Consider the following 1,669-nt stretch of genomic DNA (forward strand, 5'->3'; position numbering starts at 1 on the left):
CTCAAACAACAAAGCTTAGCGACTCAGAAATCTCTCATTTTGAATACTGCTAAGCAATATGGATGGTCTAATGTGACGTTTTATGATGATAAGAAAACAGGTCGACATACAAAACGTTCAGGTTATCAAAGGATGGTAGAAATGATTACGTCTGGAAAATGTAAAGTATTGTGTTGCTATCGCTTGAATCGACTACATCGTAATTTGAAAAATGCCATACAATTCTTTGAAATTTGCAAAAAGCATCACGTCACAATCATCAGCGTGAATGATGGCTATTTTGACTTATCTAAAGAATTTGATCGCTTTCGCCTAAACATACTTATGAGTCTAGCTGAAATGGAGTCTAATAATATCAGTGAACAGACACGAAATGGGATAAGAGAAAAAGCCAAACAAGGTAAGCTAATCACAACTCATGCACCTTTTGGCTATCGTTATAGACAAGGTCATTTTGTTGTACATGAAGAAGAAGCCTATACAGTCAAAGCAGTTTATCGCTGGTATTTACAAGGTCTAGGCTACAAAAAGATTTCCCAACATTTAGATAACAATCCTAAGCTTATTCCTCGTAAGCCCTATCAAGTTAGAAATATTCTCTTGAACCCTAACTATTGCGGTCGTGTCATCAATAAGTATGGAATATTTAATGATTTAGTCCCTTCTATTGTCGATATTGATACATTTGAAGAAGCACAGCAATGCCGTGTGAATAAACATCATAAACAACATATTTCTGAAAACAAATTAAAGAAGTTACTTAGATGTCCTTATTGTCAGGCAACGTTAACAAACTTAACAATAAAAAAAGAACATCATTCTCTACGTTACTATGTCTGTCCTAAAAATATGAATGAAGCTTATCATACGTGTCCATTTAAAGGTATCAATGCGCAAATGATTGAAACAGAGGTCCTCAATACTTGTAAAGCGTATTGTGACAATCAGTCATTTCATGACAAATTAAATGAGACAATACTAAAAGCTCTAAAACACCAACAAATGAAACACAGACAATCACATCTAACACAAGAACAACTCATCGAAAAACTAGCACAAAATCAAATTGATATAGAAACATTTAAACGGTTATCTACTAGCTCTGAAAGTGAAGAACGTTACTCTAATTATTCACCTAATCAAATTGCTGAAACAATCCGTCATGTCATCAAAGATAAATTGACATTAGAAACCATAGCACCTTTGATTGATGACATTACAATAACTCAAACTAAACAATTACAAGGAATCTACTTTAAAAACAGTCCACTCAATATCGTTGAACAATCGCATTTAATAACTCTTGAAAGGAATGAAGTCATATGAAACAACTCAAAAAGAAACGTATTGGATTATATGCACGTGTATCGACTGAAATGCAAACCGATGGTTACAGTATTCAAGGTCAATTGAATCAACTTACAGAGTATTGTCAATTTCAAGGCTATGAAGTCGTCAATGAATACACTGATCGAGGTATATCGGGTAAAACAATGCAACGTCCAGAATTACAACGTATGTTAAAAGATGCCAACGAAGGTAAATTAGATTGTATTATGGTCTACAAAACCAATCGTTTAGCTAGAAATACCTCAGATTTGTTAAATATTGTCGAGGAATTGTATAAGATTAATGTCGAATTTTTTAGTCTAACTGAAAAAATAGAAAT

At 33.3% G+C, this 1,669-nt stretch carries 2 protein-coding genes; both read left to right on the top strand.

The annotated features are described in order from the left end of the window. A partial coding sequence (gene ccrA, locus HMPREF2647_RS10520) for a cassette chromosome recombinase CcrA (RefSeq protein ID WP_070860088.1) occupies positions 1 to 1,326 on the top strand: 1,326 nt, incomplete at its 5' end. Beyond that, positions 1,323 to 1,669 (top strand): recombinase family protein (locus HMPREF2647_RS11560; RefSeq protein WP_256326496.1); only part of this gene is annotated, 347 nt, incomplete at its 3' end. The genes ccrA and HMPREF2647_RS11560, both read left to right, overlap by 4 nt.

The sequence above is a fragment of the Staphylococcus sp. HMSC035D11 genome (assembly GCF_001836075.1).
GTDB lineage: Bacteria > Bacillota > Bacilli > Staphylococcales > Staphylococcaceae > Staphylococcus > Staphylococcus hominis.